Annotated in this window: 18 protein-coding genes and 7 pseudogenes; 13 read left to right on the plus strand and 12 right to left on the minus strand. The window is 63.9% G+C overall.

Annotated features, from left to right (window positions below; all coding sequences use genetic code 11):
• Positions 1 to 518: hypothetical protein (locus ACR0LZ_RS20610; RefSeq protein WP_480752099.1), on the minus strand; the 518-nt coding region annotated here is incomplete at its 3' end.
• Positions 519 to 714: 196 nt separating this feature from the next.
• Here ACR0LZ_RS20610 and ACR0LZ_RS20615 point away from each other — a divergent pair.
• Both ACR0LZ_RS20615 and ACR0LZ_RS20620 read left to right on the plus strand, forming a co-directional pair.
• Positions 715 to 1,043, plus strand: a pseudogene (locus ACR0LZ_RS20615) (IS6 family transposase); the annotation flags it as partial.
• 146 nt (positions 1,044 to 1,189) lie between these two features.
• Positions 1,190 to 1,885 (plus strand): annotated as a pseudogene (locus ACR0LZ_RS20620) (IS6 family transposase).
• On the opposite strand, the gene ACR0LZ_RS20625 reads toward ACR0LZ_RS20620, so the two are convergent.
• Complete coding sequence (locus ACR0LZ_RS20625) at positions 1,882 to 2,115, minus strand: phospholipase D-like domain-containing protein (protein ID WP_480752100.1); 234 nt, start codon at positions 2,113 to 2,115, stop codon at positions 1,882 to 1,884. The pseudogene ACR0LZ_RS20620 and the gene ACR0LZ_RS20625 sit on opposite strands and share 4 nt — an antisense overlap.
• A 169-nt stretch (positions 2,116 to 2,284) precedes the next feature.
• On the opposite strand from ACR0LZ_RS20625, the gene ACR0LZ_RS20630 reads away from it, so the two are divergent.
• From ACR0LZ_RS20630 to ACR0LZ_RS20665, 8 genes and pseudogenes are all read left to right on the plus strand, one after another.
• Positions 2,285 to 3,280, plus strand: coding sequence for an FscB (locus ACR0LZ_RS20630; RefSeq protein ID WP_480752101.1), 996 nt, complete (start codon positions 2,285 to 2,287; stop codon positions 3,278 to 3,280).
• A 32-nt stretch (positions 3,281 to 3,312) separates the two neighbouring features.
• Positions 3,313 to 3,567 carry a DUF6127 family protein gene (locus ACR0LZ_RS20635; protein ID WP_480752102.1) on the plus strand — a complete coding sequence of 85 codons (255 nt, stop codon included), beginning with the start codon at positions 3,313 to 3,315 and terminating at the stop codon, positions 3,565 to 3,567.
• A gap of 142 nt (positions 3,568 to 3,709) precedes the next feature.
• Positions 3,710 to 4,381, plus strand: a pseudogene (locus ACR0LZ_RS20640) (YcbK family protein); the annotation flags it as partial.
• Between the two features lie 177 nt (positions 4,382 to 4,558).
• Positions 4,559 to 5,050, plus strand: coding sequence for a fasciclin domain-containing protein (locus ACR0LZ_RS20645; RefSeq protein ID WP_480752135.1), 492 nt, complete (start codon positions 4,559 to 4,561; stop codon positions 5,048 to 5,050).
• Positions 5,051 to 5,091: 41 nt separating this feature from the next.
• Complete coding sequence (locus tag ACR0LZ_RS20650; RefSeq protein WP_480752104.1) at positions 5,092 to 6,597, plus strand: FAD-binding domain-containing protein; 1,506 nt, start codon at positions 5,092 to 5,094, stop codon at positions 6,595 to 6,597.
• 8 nt (positions 6,598 to 6,605) lie between these two features.
• Positions 6,606 to 6,758 (plus strand): DUF2256 domain-containing protein, encoded by a 153-nt coding sequence (locus ACR0LZ_RS20655; protein WP_480752137.1) that lies wholly within the window; start codon positions 6,606 to 6,608, stop codon positions 6,756 to 6,758.
• The gene (locus ACR0LZ_RS20660) at positions 6,751 to 7,416 is read left to right on the plus strand and encodes an SDR family NAD(P)-dependent oxidoreductase (protein WP_480752106.1); all 666 of its coding nucleotides are present in this window, start codon (positions 6,751 to 6,753) and stop codon (positions 7,414 to 7,416) included. The genes ACR0LZ_RS20655 and ACR0LZ_RS20660 overlap by 8 nt, the downstream gene beginning before the upstream one ends.
• A pseudogene (locus tag ACR0LZ_RS20665) lies at positions 7,410 to 8,941 on the plus strand (cryptochrome/photolyase family protein). Before ACR0LZ_RS20660 ends, ACR0LZ_RS20665 begins: the two are co-directional and overlap by 7 nt.
• A 3-nt stretch (positions 8,942 to 8,944) precedes the next feature.
• Here ACR0LZ_RS20665 and ACR0LZ_RS20670 read toward each other — a convergent pair.
• The 10 genes from ACR0LZ_RS20670 to ACR0LZ_RS20715 all read right to left on the minus strand — a co-directional run bounded on the left by ACR0LZ_RS20670 (position 8,945) and on the right by ACR0LZ_RS20715 (position 14,707).
• On the minus strand, positions 8,945 to 9,370 hold the full coding sequence (locus tag ACR0LZ_RS20670) for a DUF3429 domain-containing protein (RefSeq protein ID WP_480752108.1): 426 nt from the start codon (positions 9,368 to 9,370) through the stop codon (positions 8,945 to 8,947).
• A complete protein-coding gene (locus ACR0LZ_RS20675; protein ID WP_480752110.1) occupies positions 9,367 to 9,921 on the minus strand; it encodes a glutathione peroxidase in 555 nt (184 codons plus the stop codon). The genes ACR0LZ_RS20670 and ACR0LZ_RS20675 overlap by 4 nt, the downstream gene beginning before the upstream one ends.
• A gap of 61 nt (positions 9,922 to 9,982) precedes the next feature.
• Positions 9,983 to 10,450 carry a TspO/MBR family protein gene (locus ACR0LZ_RS20680; RefSeq protein ID WP_480752112.1) on the minus strand — a complete coding sequence of 156 codons (468 nt, stop codon included), beginning with the start codon at positions 10,448 to 10,450 and terminating at the stop codon, positions 9,983 to 9,985.
• Positions 10,451 to 10,494: 44 nt separating this feature from the next.
• A complete protein-coding gene (locus tag ACR0LZ_RS20685) occupies positions 10,495 to 11,058 on the minus strand; it encodes a CIA30 family protein (protein ID WP_480752114.1) in 564 nt (187 codons plus the stop codon).
• Entirely contained in the window at positions 11,004 to 12,359 is a 1,356-nt protein-coding gene (locus ACR0LZ_RS20690; protein ID WP_480752115.1) for an MFS transporter, read from the minus strand. Before ACR0LZ_RS20690 ends, ACR0LZ_RS20685 begins: the two co-directional genes overlap by 55 nt.
• The gene (locus tag ACR0LZ_RS20695; protein WP_480752116.1) at positions 12,356 to 12,784 is read right to left on the minus strand and encodes a thiol-disulfide oxidoreductase DCC family protein; all 429 of its coding nucleotides are present in this window, start codon (positions 12,782 to 12,784) and stop codon (positions 12,356 to 12,358) included. The genes ACR0LZ_RS20690 and ACR0LZ_RS20695 overlap by 4 nt, the downstream gene beginning before the upstream one ends.
• Positions 12,785 to 12,790: 6 nt before the next feature.
• Positions 12,791 to 13,540, minus strand: a complete 750-nt coding sequence (locus tag ACR0LZ_RS20700; protein ID WP_480752118.1) for an SDR family NAD(P)-dependent oxidoreductase — start codon at positions 13,538 to 13,540, stop codon at positions 12,791 to 12,793.
• Positions 13,530 to 14,096, minus strand: a complete 567-nt coding sequence (locus ACR0LZ_RS20705) for a DUF3833 domain-containing protein (RefSeq protein ID WP_480752119.1) — start codon at positions 14,094 to 14,096, stop codon at positions 13,530 to 13,532. Before ACR0LZ_RS20705 ends, ACR0LZ_RS20700 begins: the two co-directional genes overlap by 11 nt.
• An 11-nt stretch (positions 14,097 to 14,107) precedes the next feature.
• Positions 14,108 to 14,326: an FAD-dependent oxidoreductase gene (locus ACR0LZ_RS20710; RefSeq protein ID WP_480752121.1), complete on the minus strand. Its 219-nt coding sequence runs from the start codon at positions 14,324 to 14,326 to the stop codon at positions 14,108 to 14,110.
• Between the two features lie 108 nt (positions 14,327 to 14,434).
• Entirely contained in the window at positions 14,435 to 14,707 is a 273-nt protein-coding gene (locus ACR0LZ_RS20715) for a hypothetical protein (protein WP_480752138.1), read from the minus strand.
• Between ACR0LZ_RS20715 and ACR0LZ_RS20720 the strand changes: the two are divergent.
• From ACR0LZ_RS20720 to ACR0LZ_RS20730, 3 pseudogenes are all read left to right on the plus strand, one after another.
• Positions 14,633 to 15,273, plus strand: a pseudogene (locus ACR0LZ_RS20720) (IS6 family transposase). The gene ACR0LZ_RS20715 and the pseudogene ACR0LZ_RS20720 overlap by 75 nt on opposite strands.
• 107 nt (positions 15,274 to 15,380) lie before the next feature.
• Positions 15,381 to 15,602, plus strand: a pseudogene (locus ACR0LZ_RS20725) (DDE-type integrase/transposase/recombinase); the annotation flags it as partial.
• Positions 15,603 to 15,635: 33 nt separating this feature from the next.
• A pseudogene (locus tag ACR0LZ_RS20730) lies at positions 15,636 to 16,055 on the plus strand (DDE-type integrase/transposase/recombinase); the annotation flags it as partial.
• Positions 16,056 to 16,169: the final 114 nt, after the last annotated feature.

A 16,169-nucleotide genomic window follows, 5' to 3' on the forward strand; every position in this document is an offset into this window, starting at 1 on the left:
CCCTCGAAGCTGAACGCGAGGTCGCTACCGGTGCCTTGAAAGGTGAAGCTGACCACGCCGTCGGCATCCGTGACCCCGTCGAACCGGTTGCCGTAGCTGCCGGTGTCCATGTTGCCAAGCGTGAGTTCGGCGACCGGAACGTCGACGGGCTCCGGCTCCGGCTCGGCCAGCAGCAGGTTCTTGACGCCCCAGATAAAACCCGGGTCCTCGGCCTGCCGGATGCTGACGGTATTCTCGCCCGAGACCAGCTGGTCGGCGGAAAACAGATAGTCGTACTGGGCGAAGCTGTTGTTGCCGCCAGCCGCAAGCGGGCCGACAAGGCTACCGTTCAGCCACAGCTCGACCTCGCCAGTGGTATCGATGTCGTAGCCCTCGAAGCTGAACGCGAGGTCGCTACCGGTGCCTTGAAAGGTGAAGCTGACCACGCCGTCGGCATCCGTGACCCCGTCGAACCGGTTGCCGTAGCTGCCGGTGTCCATGCTTCCGGGTGTGAGCACCCCATCTGCAATTAAGGCCATGGCCAGTGTCCTTTCAGGTAACTCTTTCGAAGTGTATCCGCATTGGAAGTCTGGGTTCGAAATCGACATGAGAACATGGGGAAAAGTTTGGTTGAACTGAGGCGATCTTGTGATTTGGCGCAAATTTTCGCCTAACTAGAGCTTTGTCAGGGCAATTCGTCTCGAGACGGGCAGGGCGGTTTTGTAGCGTCCAGCTATGATCAAAGAGTCCCCGTTTCACTATTTTAGGACCAGCCCCGAAATCATCCGCCTAGCGGTCATGCTGTACGTTCCTTTCCGCTCTCGTTGCGCAACGTCGAGGATCTTCTCCACGAACGCGGCATTGATGTCAGTCGCGAAGCCGTACGGTTCTGGTGGCGCCGGTTCGGACCTCTGTTCGCCTCCAAAATCCGGAGGCGCCGGGTCGAGGGTTTGCAATCGAGCCGTTGGCGCTAGCATTGGGACGAGACGTTCGTGAAGATCTACGGCGAACGCAATTACCTTTGGCGAGCCGTCGATCACGAGGGTGAGGTTCTGGAAAGCTATCATTAGCGAAAGTGAAATTGAGCAGATGTTTTTTGTGTTGCGAAAAGGGCTTGAAGCGACAAGTATGTGGCTCGGAGGGATCAGTGACCGGCCGTGTCAGAAGGAATTTGGTTGAGGCGGGCAGGGCGGTTTCGTAGCCTCCGGCCATGCCTAGGCGTGATCCATTCAAATACTTCCATGGCAGCCCGGAAATTGTCCGCCTGGCGGTCTTGATGTACGTTCGTTTCCCATTATCGCTGCGGAATGTCGAAGATCTGCTGCACGAGCGCGGTATTGATGTGAGCCACGAGACGATCCGTTTCTGGTGGAACAGATTTGGTCCGATGTTCGAGTCAGAAATCCGGCGTCGGCGGGCGGAAAGACTGCGATCCGGGCGGCGATGGCAGTGGCATGTCGAGGAGGTTTTCGTGAAGATAAACGGCGAATCTCACTACATGTGGCGAGCTGTTGATCACGAAGGCGAAGTTCTGGAAGCCGTGGTCGCGTAGCGTCGAAGCAAACGTGCGACATTGAAATTTCTCAGAAAATTGATGTGGCGTTATGGGCGACCCGAAGTATGGTGACGGACCGCCTCCCTTCGTACCGTGCGGCGTTGCGGGAGATGGGAGCGGCCGATCTGCAGCACACAGGCCGTTGGTTGAACAATCGGGTGAGAATTCGCACCTGCCATTCCGACGTCGAGAGCGAGCGATGCTGCGCCTCCGGCGCTTGCGAAGTTCGCCGCCGTTCATTCCTCCGTATTCAACCATTTCAACCAGGAGCGCCACCTCTACACCCGAGCGAACTTCAAGCTGAACCGCAATGCGGCTCTCGCCGAGTGGCGCCAACTTGGCGCGCACTAAGGGGCAGCGTCACTGCCCTTGTTGAGGCTGGTTAGAATCTGTCTGACAGCACCGCCAGAGTCCACCGAGGATTCCAAGACTACATTCACTTGAACCCCTTTGTCGGCCGCTTTCTTCAAGGCCTTCAGAATTGAAGGCCTCTCATGCGCGACGAAACTCACGATGAACAGTTCCGAATGAGCGCTAGAGATCACATCGAGAAGAACGCGTTCCGTTCTTCGTGTGGCCACGAATGGTGTCGTCGGCCCTGTCAAAACCAACTCGGTCTGATTCTCTTCGTTCGTCTTATTTAGGCTATGGCTGGATGCAACGAGTACCGGACATCGACATCTTCAACGAATGGGGCGGCCAGTCCCGTCTCACGGCCGGCGAGGCCGCTCTCTATATCGAGGTAATTCCATGAGCCACATCCTCCATCTCGGACACCAGGTCACGGACCTTGCAGGCGTCGAAGGCCGCGTCAGCACCGAAGCCGCGGGGTTCGATGCCGACCTCGACGTCAACTGCGTCCGGATCAACACAGGTGAGACGAGCGCGGTCCCGTTTTCGGCCTCGTGGTCTGTGCCCGCCGGTGATGTCTGGCTGGGATTTCGATACAAGGCACCGTCGGTCAACGCCCACATTATCGGTACAGACGGCACCTTTCTGGAGTTCTACGACGATACGAATGCGCTGATCGCGCGTGTCCGAACTGAGCGAGACGATGAGAAGTATCACGCCATGGCAATGGGTGACACCAATGTCGATGGAGCCTCGTCCTTCACGGCTGCCACGAACCAGGTCTATTGGATCGATGTGAAGATCGCGGTCGGCGCCGACATCACCATCGAGTTCTACGCCGACGGGGTCCTACAGAGCAGCGCAACAGCAGCGAACACCGGAGGCAAGGGCCCACCCGTTCGTTGTGTCTGGAAGAACCACGGGCTCTTTGATTTCTACAACCCGGCCACCTGCTATTACGCCCATATCGCAGTGCTCGACGGCGTCTCAACCATTGGGCGGCGGTTTGCTCGGCGCACGCCCGATCTGGTTGCGACCTATGATGCCTTCTCAGGCGGCGTCGATGCCGTGAAGGACGGCGACATCACCACCCGCGCGGCGAGCGATATTGCCGGTCAACGCATGTCGTTTTCGCTGTCGGGGCCAACTGGACCCGCCGGGGCAACGACCATCGCAGGTGTGCATGTGAAACAGCTGGCCCAGCTTGGCACGGCCGGGCCGACCGGCATTGCGGGGTTCCTTAGGATCGGGGGCGTGGACTACGACGCTTCTCCCGGTACGCCGTCCGCCGATATGCCGTCGCCGGTTTATTCGACATGGGATGTAAACCCGGCCGACAGCACGCCCTGGACCACGGCCGCGCTGCCGACAGAGGTTGGAATTATCTCGTCATGACGCCACCTCGAGCCGATCAGGGCGACATGCGCATGTCCGAGATCGAATTCCAGGCCATGCTGACGCGCGCGGCTGAAGCAGGTGCCAAACGCGCGCTTGCCGATGCCGGGATCGATGGCAAGGACGCCGCCCTCGACATCCGCGATCTCCGTTCACTTCTCGACTGCATCCGCTTCGTGCGGCGCACGGCCGTTCAGACAGTGGTGCATCTTATCACCACGGGGGTGATGTTGGCGCTCCTCGCCGGGATTGCACTGAAGCTCAAGATCTTCGGTGGATCGCCGTAGCCGAGCAGACGAACGAACCATCCGACCAATCAAACCCGCCCTAGTGGCGGGGTGAGCCGCGGTCTGCCTGAAAGGCAGACGGGAAGGTCCAGTGGACCTTCCCTAGCTGCGAAGGGCCGGAAACTTGTTTCTGGAGGACACTATGACCACGACCTTTTACGACCATTGGCGCGACGTGCCGGACGACACCTGGCGCTGGCCCAACTTCTCGCCCGCCGAAATTGCCTGCCGCGGTACCGGAAAACTGCTGATCAACGAGCCCGCTCTCGACAAGCTGCAGGCGCTGCGCGACCGGCTAAGCAAGCCGATGATCGTGCGTTCCGCCTATCGCAGCCCCGAGCACAACCGTGCCGTCGGAGGCGCGACGCGTTCGAAGCACATGGATGGCGCGGCCTTCGACATCGCCATGGCGAACCACGACCCGGTGGCGATCGAGACGGCGGCGCGGGAGATCGGGTTCCTCGGTTTCGGCTTCTATCCTCGCTCGGGCTTCATGCACATCGACCTCGGCCCGGCGCGCCAGTGGGGCGAGCGCTTCCCTGCGCGCCCGGTGCGGTTCGCGGCCGAGACCCCGCCGGCGCGCGAGGTCCTGGCGCAGAGCCGCACCATGAAAGGCGGCGGCGCGGCGGGTGTCGCGACGCTGGGTGCGGCCGGTGTCGAGGTGGCGCAGCAGGTTCTGACCGAGACGCAGACCGCGATCCTGCCGCTGGTACCGTATCTCGATGCGCTCCGCTGGGTGTTCATCGCCGTCGCGCTCGGGGGCATCGCGGTCACGATCTACGCCCGCCTCGATGACTGGCGCCGGGGGCGGCGGTCACCAGCGGTGCGCATCGACATTCATGCCTCCGAGTCCGGTCCGCCGAAAAGTCTTGGTCCTGTTGGGGCGACGTGTGATCCGGATTGCCGGCGACCGCGTATTTAGAAGACAGCTCAAATGGAGGACACACCAATGTTTCGAATGCCCCTTCTTTCCTTGGCCACCGCTTGGTCGATGGCCGCAGCCGCCGCGACCTTTGCCACCGCGGCCACATTTGCAAGCGTACCGTCGCCCGCGATCGCCGACGGGCACATGAGCAAGGACGTTGTCGACACAGCCGTGGAAGCGGGAAGCTTCAACACACTCGTCGCCGCGGTTCAGGCGGCCGGGCTCGTAGACGTTCTGAAGGGCGATGGCCCCTTCACCGTCTTCGCGCCCACTGACGACGCCTTTGCCAAGCTGCCCGACGGCACGGTGGATGAACTCCTGAAGCCTGAAAACAAGGACAAGCTCGCCGCCATCCTCACCTACCACGTGGTGCCGGGCAAGGTGATGTCCTCCGATCTCTCGGATGGGCTCATGGCCAAGACCGTGCAGGGTCAGGAAGTGAGGATCTCGCTCGCCAATGGCCCGATGGTTGACAACGCCAAGATCGTGCAGGCCGATATCGAAACTTCGAACGGCGTCATCCATGTGATCGACTCCGTGATTATCCCCGCCGAGTGACGTCAGGGCGGCAGATCGTTTCGGATCGGCGCTCCTCTTCAATGGAGGTTGTGTGGTTCAAGCGCGACCTGCGGGTGCAGGATCACCTGCCACTCGCACGCGCCGCCGCCGCCGGTCCTGTCCTGCCGCTCTACATCGTCGAAACCGGCCACTGGCGATCCGAGGATGCCTCGGGTCGCCATTTTGAGTTTCTCTGCGAATGCCTCGCAGAGCTTCGCGCCGGCCTGGCCGCCCTGGGTCAGCCGCTGGTGATCCGCACGGGCGACGCGGTGGCGGTTCTGGCCGACATCCACGCGCGTCACGGCATCGCCGCGCTCTGGTCGCATGAGGAGACGGGCAATTTGTGGAGTTTTGCCCGCGACAGGAAGGTTGCCGCCTGGACGCGCGCTGAAGGTATTCCCTGGCACGAGCTGCCGCAGGGCGGGGTGGCGCGGCGGCAGCCCTCGCGCAATGGTTGGGCCGACCGATGGGAGGCGGAGATGACCGCACCGATAGTGCCGCCCCCGCCCGCACTCGAACCGACCGGCGAGATTGCGCTCGGCGCCCTTCCCGCGCCCGCGGATCTGGGGATCGCCCCCGACCCATGCGCCGGTCGCCAGAAGGGCGGGCGCACCGCAGCCCGAGCCACGCTCACCGCCTTCCTCGAGCAGCGCGCGGTGCGCTACCGACGTGGCATGTCGAGCCCGCTTTCGGCGCCTGAGGCCTGTTCGCGCCTGTCGCCGCATCTGGCATTCGGCACGCTCTCGCTCAGGGAAGTGACGCAGGCAACACGCGCCGCCCGGGTGCGCGCCGCAGAACGCGAGGCGAACGGCTGGCTGCCAGGGCTCGCCGCTTTCGAGGAGCGGCTGCATTGGCGCAGTCACTTCATGCAGAAGCTTGAGGATGCTCCCGACCTCGAGGCGCGCGCCATGCATCCCGCGCTCGACGATCTGCGCACGCGCGCGCCGGACGCGTCACGGCTCTCGGCCTGGGCGGGCGGCGAGACGGGCTTTCCGTTTCTTGACGCCTGCATGCGCTGCCTGATCTCCATCGGCTGGACCAACTTCCGCATGCGTGCGATGCTCATGGCAGTGGCAAGCTATCACCTCTGGCTCGACTGGCGGGCAACAGGCCTTCACCTCGCGCGGGTCTTCACCGACTACGAACCAGGCATCCACTGGCCGCAGGTGCAGATGCAGTCGGGCGTCACCGGCATCAATGCGCTGCGGATCTACAAACCCGTCAAGCAGGGTCGCGACCATGACCCAGAGGGGCGCTTCACCCGCCGTTGGCTGCCCGAGCTTGCCGCGGTGCTCGATGCTTTCCTGCACGAGCCCTGGCGCTGGGACGGGGCTGGGCGCATCCTGGGCCGTTTTTACCCTGCGCCGATTGTCGATCTAGCGGTTGCGGTGCGGGAGGCGAAGGCACGCATGGCCGAAGCGCGGAGCGCAGAGGGGTTTCGCGCGGCGAAGGCAGAAATTCTCGCCCGCCACGGCAGCCGGCGAGGCCCACGAAGGCGTGGCAAAGGGCGCGCGGGTGACTGTCGGCAGATGACTCTCGATCTCTGACGATGAAGATGCGCCGAAAATGCGACTTGCCGGTGAAGATCTGCGCCCGCTGCGGGCGACCCTTCGCCTGGCGCAAGAAATGGGCGCGCGACTGGCAGGCGGTGCGCTACTGTTCCGTCGCCTGCCGAAAGGCGCGCGCAAGGAGGAACGACCATGACTGAACATGCGCTCATCATCGGTGCTTCGGGCGGAATTGGCGCTGCTTTCGCAGCCGAATTCGCGCGTCGGGGCTTTTCCGTCACGGGCCTTTCGCGGCGCGCCGACGGACTTGATGTCACCGACCCCGTCTCGGTCGAGCGTGTGCTGGGCGGCGTCGAAGGACCGTTTTCGCGTGTCGTCGTGGCCACCGGCATTCTTGCGCCACCGGGCCGCAGACCCGAAAAAAGCCTCGCCGAGATCGACGCCGATGCCATGGCCGAAGTCTTCGCACTCAACGCCATCGGCCCGGCACTTGTCCTGCGGCATCTGCCACGCCTTCTGCCGCGCGATGCGCGATGCGTGGCGGCGGTGCTCACGGCGCGGGTGGGTTCGATCGGCGACAACCGTCTGGGCGGCTGGTATTCCTATCGCGCTTCCAAGGCGGCGGCGAACCAGATCGTTCATACGGCCGCAATCGAGCTTGCTCGCACCCACCGCCAGGCGGCGCTGGTCGCCCTTCACCCCGGCACGGTGGACACACCGTTTACCACTGCCTATCGCGGCCACGACAAGCTTGCGCCCGACGACGCCGCGCGACGTCTGACGGATGTGATGGACGGGCTGACGCCTGCCCAGTCGGGCGGCTTCGTCGACCATCGCGGCGATGCGGTGCCGTGGTAGCGCCGCGCCTCGTCCTCGTTCTCGGCGATCAGCTGACCGAGACCGTCGCCGCGCTTGCCGCCGCCGATCCGACCCGCGACGTGGTGGTGATGGCCGAGGTGATGGCAGAGGCTACCTACGTCCGCCACCACCCCCAGAAGATCGCGCTTGTCTTCGCGGCGATGCGCAAATTCGCCGCGCTGCTCGGGGCGGCTGGCTGGCGCGTTGACTACAGCCGGCTCGATGATCTCGAAAATACAGGTTCGATCCCGGGCGAGCTTTTGCGCCGGGCCGCTGCACATGGCGCGGCCGAGGTGATTGCCACCCGTCCCGGCGACTGGCGGCTTGCTGCGGCGCTCGAGGACGTGCCGTTAAAGATGCGAATGCCGGAGGACGACCGCTTCTTCTATTCGGCGCGCGACTTCGCCGACTGGGCCAAGGGGCGCAAGAGCCTGCGCATGGAATGGTTCTACCGCGAGATGCGGCGCAAGACGGGCCTTCTGATGGAGGGCGACAAGCCTGTAGGTGGGCGCTGGAATTTCGACGCAGAGAACCGCAAGGCGCCCAAGGCGGGGATGCGCTTTCCCGACCCGCCGGCCTTTGACCCCGATGACACGGTGCGCGAGGTGCTCGATCTTGTCGCTGCGCGGTTTGGCGACCATTTCGGCGAGCTTCTGCCCTTCGCCTGGCCCACCGACCGGGATCAGGCGCGCACTCTTCTGGCCTGGTTTCTGCGCCATGGCCTGCCGCGCTTTGGCGATTTTCAGGATGCGATGGTGGCGGGTGCGCCGGTGATGTTCCACTCGCTGCTCTCGCCCGCGCTCAACCTTGGGCTTCTCTCGCCGTCTGAAGTCTGCCGCGCCGCCGAGGCCGAATGGCGCGCGGGCCGGGGCCCCTGAACGCCGTCGAAGGCTTCATCCGCCAGATCCTCGGATGGCGCGAATTCATCCGCGGAGTCTGGTCGCTGGAAGGCCAGGGTTACACCCGCCGCAACGCGCTTGGCCACCGCCGCCCGCTGCCGGCCTTCTACTGGGGCGCGCCCACGCGCATGCGTTGCATTTCCGAGGTGGTTGGCCAGACCCGCAAGCACGCCTATGCCCATCACATCCAGCGGCTCATGGTTACCGGCAGCTTCGCGCTTCTGGCGGGGATCGACCCCACGCAGGTGCACGAGTGGTATCTGTCGGTCTATGCCGACGCCTTCGAATGGGTCGAGGCGCCCAACACGCTCGGCATGAGCCAGTTCGCCGACGGCGGCATCGTGGCGTCCAAACCCTACGTCTCCTCGGGCGCCTATATCGACCGGATGTCTGACTACTGCCGTGGCTGCGCCTACGACGTCAGGGCGAAGACCGGGGAAAAGGCCTGTCCCTTCAACCTGCTTTATTGGCATTTCCTCGACCGCCATCGCGACCGCTTTGCCCGGAACCCGCGTATGGGGCCGATCTATCGCGGCTGGGAGCGCCGCGACGACGACACTCGGGCGCGCATCCTGAATGAGGCAGAGGCGTTCCTTGCGCGCATGGACTCTGACGAGGACGTCTGACCTTCATGCCGCAAGCGCCGCAAGGCCGAAAGCGGTCAGGACGCCAAGCGCCAGCGCAATTCGCAGCCTTGGATACCATACGGGTGCCTCCGCCCGGGCAGAGGGCGCAAGCTCTGCGGCAAGGAGCCCGATGAAGGCGAGCCCCAGAAGGCCCAGCGCGGGGAGCGGCGCCAACAAGGGCGCGATGAGCGCAGGCAGGCTCATGAGTGCGAACCCGGCAAGGCGCAACGCGCTGCCGCCCGTGGCCAGGATCATCGCCCAGCGCGCGCCGGCCATAAAGGCAAGGATCACCGCGCCCCAGATGATCTCGGCCTGAAGCGCCACATGGGTCAGCCCGATGCCGGGCGAGAGGTGGGCTGCGATCGCGAAACCCCAGAAGGGTATGAGTCCCGCCGCGCCCAAGAGGGCCGCGGCCCGCGCCGCACTCATGTCCCGGGCGCAGCCAGCGCGGCGTCGATCGCGGCGCGGGCCTTGCGCGCGGTCGGCTCGAGGCCGCTTGGCATCCATGTAACGATCCGCCCGTCGCGCCCGATCAGATACTTGTTGAAGTTCCAACGCACCCTTTGGCCTGTCTCGGCTGCGGCCCAACTGAAGAACGGGTGCGCGGCCTCGTCCACCACATGCACCGGCGCGGTCATCGGGAAGTCCACGCCGTAGGTGAGTTCGCAGAAATCCTTGATCTTGTCCGCTTCTTCATACTCCTGCCGAAAGTCGTTGGACGGCGCCCCAATCACCACCAGGCCCTGGTCGCGGTAGTCCTGCCAGACCTCCACGAGATCGGCATATTGCCGCGTGTAGCCGCAAAAGGATGCTGTGTTGACGATGAGAAGAACCTTGCAACGCCATCGAGAGAGCGGCATCGGCCCGCCCTCGAGCGCCTCGAAAGTGAAATCCCATGCAGTCTCGGCCCGCGCGACTTGGGGAAGGGTTGTCATCGCTGCGGCGGCGGCCGAGATGACGCCGAATTGTCGTCTGTTCATCCTTCCTCTCCCATTTGCCAAGATACGTTGCCGAAATCCCGGCGGATCACACGAGGCCACGTCAGTTGAGGCGCCAGAAGGCCCAGTTGAGCACCGCCGCAAAGCTCACCCAGCCGAGATAGGTCACCAAGAGCCACCCCGAGACCCGGTCAATCTGGAAAGCGACGACGGTCAGCGCGGCGATGGCGAGCCAAAGCGCACCAATGATGACCAATGCCGCCCCAAGCGCGTGGGCGCCAAAGAAAGTCGGTGTCCAGAGCGTGTTCAGCGTGATCTGCAAGGTCCAGAGCCCGAGCGCCAACCCCACCAGCGTCGCACCCTGTCCGGCCTGCGCGGCGAGGCGCGCACCGGCGACGGCGATCATCAGGTAGAGCGCGGTCCACACCGGGCCGAAGAGCCAGTTGGGCGGGCGGAAGGAGGGCGCGTTCAGTGACTGGTACCACGGACCGTTTGCGGGAAACAGCATCCCGCTGGATGCCGCGGCGATCACGGCAAGCAGGAAGGGCAGAAGGAGAAGAAGGAAGGGCATGAAGCAGTCTCCGGGTTGGTTCAGTGACACACTTTGTCGGGCGCCTAGTCGTAGAAACCAAGATAGCGCAGATCGACCCGCGCCGAGTGCTCCCGCCCGAAAGCCACGACTGCAACGGACCGGATACCGGTTGCACGCGGTGTCGCGCGCAAAAACTGACCCGACGGTTCGAAGGCGGTGAGCGGAATCCGCACCTCTTGCCAGTCGGCCGAGGTCGGGAAGGGAGCCTGGTAATACTGCCAAGGCAGCGCTGTGCCGCGGGTCCGCAGGTGCACGAAATAGGTCTCGCCATTGCCGCGCGCGACGAGGCGGATGCCGCGCGCGGATGCCGGAGGCGGCATATCAAGCCGGATGCGCATCTGGATGAAGCCGCCATTGTTCGCGGTGCTGACCTTGCCTTCGAGGCGTGCGAAGTTGGCGCCATCGTCGGTCAAGAACGTCATTCGGCCCTCCGACACGCCTCCCATCACCGTGTCCGCGAAGAACTGCCAGCGCACCTCGGCGGGTGCGTCGAAGCTGTCGATGGGCATGTCGCCCGCGCGGGCCGCACCGGTCACTGCGCTGACCGCGAGGCAGCTGGCGGCGAGGGTGGCAAGGGTTCTGCGCATTGGCTTGGCTCCGGGTGAGAGGTGGTTTCGGTTTGCGCGCTGCCCGTGAACAGGTTGCGCGGCAGAAAGGCGAGAAGGGCAAGGGACAGGATCTTGAGCGCGCAAGGCACCAGCGCGTAGGCCGCGTTGAGCGCATCGAGCGCCGCGGCGTCATCGGAGCCGGCGGGGTCGAAGCCGACGAGGCCGAGGACGGGCAGCATTACCGCCGCGGCGAGGGCGAGCGACGCCTTGGCCAGAAAGCTCCAGAGCCCAAACGCCTGCCCCGCCGGCAGCCCGGCGCGACCGAGCGTGCTTGCCAGAAGGCTGGTCAGAATCACGCCATCGGCCCCAAGTGCAACCCCGGAGGCGGCGGCGATGACGGCAAAGGAGAGCGCCGCGCCGGAGGGCAGCGCGTAGGCCCAGACAAAGCTTGCGATGGCAAGGCACATGGCCCCGGCCAGCACCGGGCGGGGGCCGTATCGCGTGGCAGCGCGCGCCCAGGCTGGGGCGCTGAGTCCGCCGGCGGCGAAGAAGAGAACGAGAAACGCGCCCGCCAGATGCGAGAGGCCCAGGCGCTGATCGACAAAGAAGATAAACAGCGTCGTTGTCACCGCCACCGGTAGGCCGTTGACGAACCCCAAGGTCAGCACCCAACCCGCCCCCGAGCGCAAGAGCGCGCCGAGGTTCGGCGGAGGGCTGAACGCAACCGGGCGGCGCCAGAGCGGGCGGGAAGCCCATGCCGCGACGATGGCGAGCGCCGCCGCGGCGCAGGCGAAGGCCGGGTATCCGCCTGCATCGGGAAAGGCGAGGCCGAGAAGCTGCGGCCCCATCGCCCCGAGCGCGACGCCGGCCAGAATCCCGAGCTCGCGCGCACCGGCAAGCCGCAACTGGGCCGCTGGCGCGTCGCTGCCGGCAATGCTGACGCTCTGGCCATAGAGCAACAGTGTACCCAGAGAATAGGCAGTGAAGGTCAGAGCCAACGCCGCCGCAAGGGCGCCCACCCCGCCCTGCGAAGGGACCACCGCGAAGACCCAGACCACCCCAACCGCCAGCCCGCCAAGCGCCAGGGTCGCGAACCGCCCGCGATGCGAAGCGAAACGATCGGTCAGCCGGCCGAGAAGCGGGTCCTGCACGACGTCTACCACCCGGATGAGGCCCAGAAGCGCTCCGATTTGGCCGAGGGTGAGCCCGAGCTCAGCGCTCGCAAAGCGCGGCAGGTGAATGTAGAGCGGCACGCCCACCGCCGCGAGCGCGGCGGCAAGAATCGCCACCCTCACTGCAGGAATGCGGCTGGCCCCGTCATTTGTGACGACCCGGGTCATCGGCTCTTCATCCGCTGTAGCCGCACGAACGCGCCGGCGAGCACCGGGCGGAGGAGAAGAAACAGGAGATAGAGCCCTTCGAGCAGCTTGCGGATTCCGGGCAGCCCGCCGATCCGCGCAAAAGGCCGCAGCCGGGGCAGCGTGGCCATCAGCGCGAGAAAGGCGGCCGCGCCCGAAATCACCTGGCCCTGGGCCGTCTCAACATGAAAGCGTGCCCGCGCAGAGGCGCGGCTTACACCCTCGGGCAGGGCTGTGTCCTCTCGGGCGACGTCGACGAAGGCGATTTTCTCGGCGCCGCGCTGGCGGCGGTAGAAGGCAATTTCCGCCCGGCAGAGAGGACAGGCGCCATCATGATATACCGACAAAGCCGGATCGCGCGGCGTTGGCGCGGCTCGATGCGGATGGGGGAGCGACTTGGCGTTCATGTGTTCTCACTCCGCAGATTGTCGAGCGAACAGGGCATGAAAGAGCGGCAGTGGAAGCTTGCTTCCGAGCGTGAAGAGCCAGGAGAAGGGCGCGGGAAAGCTCGTCGAGAAGCGCCCGTGTCGGATCGCACGCATCACGCGCTGCGCCGCCTCTTCGGGCTCCATGATCTGGGGCATGGCAAAGTCGTTTTTCGCCGTCAGCCGGGTGCGGATGAAGCCGGGGTTGACCTGCTGGACGGTTACGCCCGTGCCGCGCAGATCTGCGCGCAGATTCTCGGCCAGATGCATGAGCGCGGCCTTCGAGGCGCCATAGCCGACTGCACCCGGCAAGCCGCGAAATCCAGCAAGCGAACCAATCAAGACGACCCGCCCTTCGCCCCGTGCGGCCATGGCCGGCACGAGATGGGAAAGCACCCTGAGCGCGCCGGTGAAATTAACCTCGGCCATGGCTTCGGCCGCGCCGGGGCGCCAGCTGCGCCCGCTCATCGGTTCGTAGGCGCCCGCGGCGTAGATGACGCCGAAGGGCGCGGGCACGGCGGCGCATGCGGCCGCCACCGAACCTGCGTCGGTCACGTCCATGGGCAGGGCCGTGATATTCAACGCCTCGCCAGCCATCGCGGCCAGCCGCTGGGAATTTCGGGCCGACGCGGTCACCGTTGCCCCTGCCACGGCAAGCTCGACGGCTAGTGCATGCCCGAGGCCTTCTGAGGCGCCGATCACCCACCAGTGCCGGCCGACGAAAGGATCATTCGGCAACGATCTCGGCCTCCCTTGCCGGGCGCATTGTTGCAACCAACTCGGCCACATTGATGCCGAATTTGCGCATCACCGACTTGTTGAGGATCACCCCGTCCTCGGTCAGGTAGAGCCAGTCCACCACGTCGAGAACATGTCCGCCGGCGGTTTCGGGCAGACGCAACCGATAGCGTAGCATCACCGTGGCGCCGGACTGGCGGCCGCGTGCTTCGCCCACGATGTCGGGCGCGGTCCCGATGATCTCGCCGTCATTGCCGAGCCGCAGGGTCCATTCGCGCATCTGCTCGGTGCCGCTTGAATAGCGGAAGGTTTCGGACAGCCGGCCGGTGGCGCCGTCCCACGCGCCCTCCATATTGGCCACGAAACTCTGGTTCATCCCCCCCGTCGGCCCGAAGATTACGCCTTCGGCGCGCATGGGGCCCGAAAGATGCCTGCGGATGTCGAAGACGGGCGTGGTTCCGGCATAGTCCTCTGACTGCTGGGACTCGAATCCCATCAAGCGCGGCCAGGCATAGAGCCCCGCGCCGAACAGCGCGAGGAGAAGTAGTGTGGTCATCAGACATCTCCTCATGCGCGCGGCCTCGCCGGCGCGTGTTGTCGAATCCGGATCGGCTCAGGCACGTAACAGCTGTTCAGGTTGTGGAGCCAGCTGCGCAGGAACGGCCCGTCAAAGTCCAGCCGCGCAACAACGCGGGCGGCGAGATCGCGAGCGGCGCAAAGCCCGGTGATCCCCGCCCCCACGATGACGATGCGGGGGCATTCAGAAGTTTCGGTGTAGATGGGCATGCGGCGTATTCCTTTTCATAGCTTATGAATATTTACGCGAAACGAGCGCCGTTGGATCAATCCGGTGCCCGCAAATTACCCTTGGGAAACTTGCCGCGGCCAGGCGTTTCACCTTTCTCTTTGCCGCGAGTTCGCGTCATGATGCCGGTCGAGATGGTGCAACGCCTTAAGCTTAGCGCCGCCGGTGTTGTCAGAAGGAATTTGGTTGAGGCGGGCAGGGCGGTTTCGTAGCCTCCGGCCATGCTCAGGCGTGATCCATTCAAATACTTCCATAGCAGCCCGGAAATTATCCGCCTGGCGGTTTTGATGTACGTTCGTTTCCCATTTTCGCTGCGGAATGTCGAAGATCTGCTGCACGAGCGCGGTATTGATGTGAGCCACGAGACGATCCGTTTCTGGGGAACAGATTTGGTCCGATGTTCGAGTCAGAAATCCGGCGTCGGCGGGCGGAAAGACTGCGATCCGGGCGGCGATGGCAGTGGCATGTCGAGGAGGTTTTCGTGAAGATCAACGGCAAATCTCACTACATGTGGCGAGCTGTTGATCACGAAGGCGAAGTTCTGGAAGCCGTGGTAACGAAACGTCGAGACAAGCGAGCCGCCCTGAAATTCCTCAGAAAATTGATGCGGCGCTACGGTCGGCCGGAAGTTCTGGTGACGGACCGCCTCCCTTCGTACCGTGCGGCGTTGCGGGAGGTTGGAGCGGCCGATCTGCAGCATACAGGCCGTTGGTTGAACAATCGGGTTGAGAATTCGCACCTGCCATTCCGACGAAGAGAACGGGCCATGCAGCGCTTCCGGCGCATGCGAAGTTTGCAGAAGTTCGCCGCCGTTCATTCCTCCGTTTACAACCATTTCAACCAGGAGCGCCACCTCTACACCCGCGAAAACTTCAAGCTGATCCGCAACGCCGCTCTCGCCGAGTGGCGTCAGCTATGTTCCGCCTGAGTTCCCGTGGTTGTTGGGAAACTGAGACTGGTTAGAATCTGTCTGCGCGGCATAAGGGGCAGCGTCACTGTCCTTGTGGAGACTGGTTCGAATTGGTCTGACAGCACCGCTGGCTGAACAACAGGGCCGAGAATTCACATCTGCCATTCCGACAACGAGAACGGGCAATGTAACGCTTTCGGCGAATGCGAAGTCTGCAGAAATTTGCTTCCGTCCACGCCTCGGTCTTCAATCACTTCAACTCGGAGCGCAGCCTCACCAGCAGACAGAATTTCAAGCTCAACCGCGCCGCCGCTCTAGCCGAGTGGCATCAACTTGCTGCGGCATAAAGGGCAGGGTTACTGTCCGAGCTGAGACTAGTTCTCATCCGTCTAACACCACCCGAAGGTGAAGTGCTGGAAAGCGTTGTCACCAAGCGGCGCAACAAGCGCGCTGCATTGATAATGTTCAGGAGATTGATGCGGCGGTATGGTCAACCAGAGGTCCTAGTCACCGATCGGTTCGCTTCATACAAGGCTGCACTTCGCGATCTGGGGTGCGATGATCTGCAGGCGTGCGGTCGCTGGCTCAACAACCGCGTTGAGAATTCACACCTGCCGTTTCGAAGAAGAAAACGAGCAATGCAACGCTTCAGGCAGATGCGAAGTCTGCAGAAATTCGTAGCTGTTCACGCCTCCATCTTCAACCACTTCAACCAGGATCGCAGCCTCTCGAAGCGAAACCACTTCAAGCAAAACCGTACCGCCGCTCTCGCCGAGTGGCGCGATTTCTGCGCGGCATAAGGGACAGCGTTACTGTCTTGGCAGAGACTGGTTCGAAGTCGTCTGACAGCACCCTCGGCACAATTGTTTCTTTGAAAAGTACGCCGTGTGATACAATCCCGGATTAGCAAACTT

It is taken from the genome of Ruegeria sp. CI1, assembly GCF_056536925.1.